Annotated in this window: 6 protein-coding genes; all 6 read left to right on the forward strand. The window is 63.4% G+C overall.

Annotated elements, in window-relative coordinates:
• The first annotated feature begins 727 nt into the window (after window positions 1-727).
• The 6 genes from QOH60_RS27355 (at window position 728) to QOH60_RS27380 (ending at window position 3,398) form a co-directional block, all read left to right on the forward strand.
• The gene (locus QOH60_RS27355) at window positions 728-982 is read left to right on the forward strand and encodes a hypothetical protein (RefSeq protein WP_526425022.1); all 255 of its coding nucleotides are present in this window, start codon (window positions 728-730) and stop codon (window positions 980-982) included.
• A 323-nt stretch (window positions 983-1,305) separates the two neighbouring features.
• Window positions 1,306-1,596, forward strand: coding sequence for a hypothetical protein (locus QOH60_RS27360; protein ID WP_526425023.1), 291 nt, complete (start codon window positions 1,306-1,308; stop codon window positions 1,594-1,596).
• 3 nt (window positions 1,597-1,599) lie between these two features.
• Complete coding sequence (locus tag QOH60_RS27365; protein ID WP_526425024.1) at window positions 1,600-1,746, forward strand: hypothetical protein; 147 nt, start codon at window positions 1,600-1,602, stop codon at window positions 1,744-1,746.
• Between the two features lie 67 nt (window positions 1,747-1,813).
• Complete coding sequence (locus QOH60_RS27370) at window positions 1,814-2,449, forward strand: GAF and ANTAR domain-containing protein (protein ID WP_526425025.1); 636 nt, start codon at window positions 1,814-1,816, stop codon at window positions 2,447-2,449.
• A gap of 16 nt (window positions 2,450-2,465) precedes the next feature.
• The gene (locus tag QOH60_RS27375; RefSeq protein ID WP_526425026.1) at window positions 2,466-2,729 is read left to right on the forward strand and encodes a hypothetical protein; all 264 of its coding nucleotides are present in this window, start codon (window positions 2,466-2,468) and stop codon (window positions 2,727-2,729) included.
• Window positions 2,730-3,146: 417 nt separating this feature from the next.
• Entirely contained in the window at window positions 3,147-3,398 is a 252-nt protein-coding gene (locus QOH60_RS27380) for a hypothetical protein (protein ID WP_526425027.1), read from the forward strand.
• Window positions 3,399-3,401: the final 3 nt, after the last annotated feature.

The raw sequence follows: 3,401 nt of genomic DNA on the forward strand, positions 1-3,401 counted from the left end.
GCAGGTCTGCTGCCCGTTTGCCGCGGCAGCCGTCGGTGCGGCGGCGATCGCTACCGCGGCAGCAGTAGCCGCCAAGAGCGGTGTGATGTAGGTCAGTTTGATTTGCATGGTAGTGCTCCTTTGCAGCTCCCATTTATTACAACGGAAACCAGCCAGCCTGGGTTCATGTCCGCAGTTGGCGATCTCGTCGGCTCCACCACTGGGGCATGGATGTTGCGGGCGCCGGAACACTGGCGGGGCGAGCCTAGTTATTGAAACGCGCACAGCTTGAGGCGCAAAACTACTGAAGGTCCTGGCTCTCCAACGTTTCGACCATAGGTGTCGGCAAGACAGTCGATGTCGGCTTCGCGGTCAACGCGGCGGTTAGCGTTTCGGGTTCAATTGCGATCATCATCTCGCCGCGGTCGGTTGCCTTTTTGCAGTGGGCGCATTGGCGGCCAAGTGTGACGCGGCGTATCGGGTTGCCGTCGAATAGGTCCGCGTAGCAGGCGTGGCATAGTTTCGCGGTCATTCGTGTTACGCGTTCGGGTCTTGGATGTGATCGAAGTCGTGGTCGTCGCAGACGATTCGCCGTTCGTGGATCGCGCGTGCCATGGTCCCAACCCGCCTGGCGTTTGGACGCTGCTTGTTGTTGCTCACCGGGGACCTTCCTGCATTGGTCAGTATGACACGACGGGATTAGCGCCGTCGTACCCCAAACGAGCGCGCAGCTTCTACCCTCAAAGATGTGCCCGCTGTCGGCGATCTAGTCCGTTCCACTACCGGCGCGTGGATCGTCCTCGCACCCCAACACTGCCCGAACGGGCACGAGTTCGGCGCCGGCAAGACGCTCGTCGGTAATCAGGCTTGCCTCGGGCACGACGGCGGGCACACCACCTGGACCTGCCGCACGTGCGACGAGACGGTGTACGGGCCACCGATGAACACTCACTGCACAGCGCTCGATGGGCCTGCGGCGGTGCGGATCTCAAACGCCACCTAGATCCCCACGGTGGCGGGCCGACTGCTTGTGCCCAGCGGTTCGGTCGATGGAAAACGATCTCGGCCCCGCCACCAAGGGGGGTAGGTGACGGGACCGAGGTCAACGAGAGCTTCGGGGGGGAAGACTCCCTTCGCAACATGGGAGAGTTTCCTCGCAATTCGCTGTGAGAACCCCACGGGCCGCCATCAGCCCCCGCTGGTGGCGGATCGAACCATGCGGCGTCAGTCTGGCCAGACGCCTTCGAGCATGAAAAGGGGCCTCGGTGCCGGGCCTGCTTGATTTCTCACAGCTGGCTCGTGGCTTTACGGCGCATGCTGGGAGGTATGACTGAACCTGAACGGACTAAGTCAACAACCGCAGCAGGCGAGACCACAGAGCCGCCATACGGGCAGGGCCGGTGGCACCGACGTGGCAGGCCATTTCGGTTTGCGGCCGTGATCGTCGCCTTGGCGGGCATTGTTTTCATCGTCGCCGTGATCTTTTGGAGCGGATTCGTCTTGGGTGCTTGCTGTGGTGGCCATCATCACGGGCATCACTGGGCCGGTTCCCGGCACGCGTCGATGTCGTCCCCATACGCCCCCGAGCTGGCGTCGGAGGGCACTTTCACCGCGTAGCGCATGATGCGCGCCTTCGCGGGCGTTGTCGCTCGTGCACGCCGTGCCGCGCAGGTGCTGATTGGACACGAGTCGATCGCGCCGACCGAACGGTATTGCGCGGTGGACGATTCGGAGATCCGCGCGGCGATGGAAGCCGCGAGCGCCTGAGCGTTTGCATCTACGTGAGCCGGGATACACGTTACGAAGGGTGAGTTGCGATCGCTAGCAACGCGACTTGCCCAGGTCCCGCCGGTTCTGGCTCACGAGCCGGTGGGATCGCCCCATTCCCGGAGCGCGCTGGGCAGGCATCTCGATGATCGAGAAACGCCGGGTGGTCGCAGTGGCGCCGACCGATCCGCTTGTCGCCAAACTCGACGATCTGCAATCCGAACTCGGCGACGGGCCCTGCGTCACGGCACTGCGACAGCACCACACCGTCCACATAGACGACATGTCCACCGATACCCGCTGGCCGCAATTCGCCCGCCAGGCAACAGAACTGGGCGTTCACAGCTTGCTGTCATTTCAACTATTCGTTCGTTCCGAGACCCTCGGCGCGCTGAACCTGTACAGCGATCAGGCAGGCGGCTTCTCCGAGGACTCAATAGAAGTCGGCACCATTGTCGCCCAACACGCCGCGGTGGCGATGATCGGCGCGACCGATGAGAACCACTTCCACGCCGCGCTGGCCAGCCGCGACGTCATCGGACAGGCCAAAGGCATCCTGATGCACCGCGACAAGCTCACTGGGCTGCAAGCATTCGCCACACTCACCCGCGCCTCAAAGGACACCAACATCAAGCTCGTCGATATCGCCAACTGGCTTGTTGACGAGCATGAGTCGGGTATCACCGGGGCACCAATAATATAGGGAGAAGCATCACCCAATGAGCGACACCGACGACTTCGCGGATCACAAAGCTGAGCTCATCGACCGCGTACGCAACGCTCAAGTCCCCCGCAACATGCCCAACTGCCGCGGCTTTGTGGACTCTGTGGGGGTCTACGCGCAGAACCTGTCGCCCGAAGCACATCGTCCGAGCCAGCAGATCGACCACCTACTTGAGCGCGTGACCGCCGCCATGTTGGAGATCATTAACGGCGTGGCGCTCATCGAGGAGCGCCTCGATCGGCTCGGGGAGAGCGTATAGGTCCTCCCGCATGAGCCCGCGGACGCGGGCCGACCGCCGGCGCGATAAGTCGCCGAGGCGATCGACCGCCCACGACCCGTCTGGAACCGAATCGCGGTGCTAGGCATCTGACCTACTGCTCGGCCGCGTAGATCCCCACGGTGGCGGCCCGACTACTTTTCCGGCGCATCCCGGAAAACAATCCGCAACGTCTAACCAGCCGAGCCTTCCCATAGCTCAGCAGCTCGCTTCGCCCAGTCGACGATGCGATAGGCGCCGTAATGGACGTGCTTCGGCGCGCCACCTTCCCGGACCTCCCGGACCTCCCGGACTCCCAAAATCCACGCGAGGCCCTCGCCGTGGCGTGCCGGCCCGCGCTTTCCGAGGACTGCAGACTGCTGAACGGCCGCGCCAGCACACCGAGGGCACAATGACCTCATGGCCGAGCCGCCAGCGTTCCGCACTGGCTACATCTCACTGCTGTTGCCCGTAGAAACGGGCGAGGGTGAGGTGCGACGCGTCATCCGCGAGAGTGTCATCCGCGCGCTGGCCGCTGCGGGCGAATGGCCGATACGCGTTCATGTTGTGACTAGCAAAGGGTCCGACGACGGACGGACGAAGCGGTGGTTTGTTGAGTACGAGACCGGGCCATACGGTGAGGTCATCGACCAGCCCGACCAGTGCGGGTGAGGG

Source organism: Mycobacterium sp., from assembly GCF_032159765.1.
GTDB lineage: Bacteria > Actinomycetota > Actinomycetes > Mycobacteriales > Mycobacteriaceae > Mycobacterium.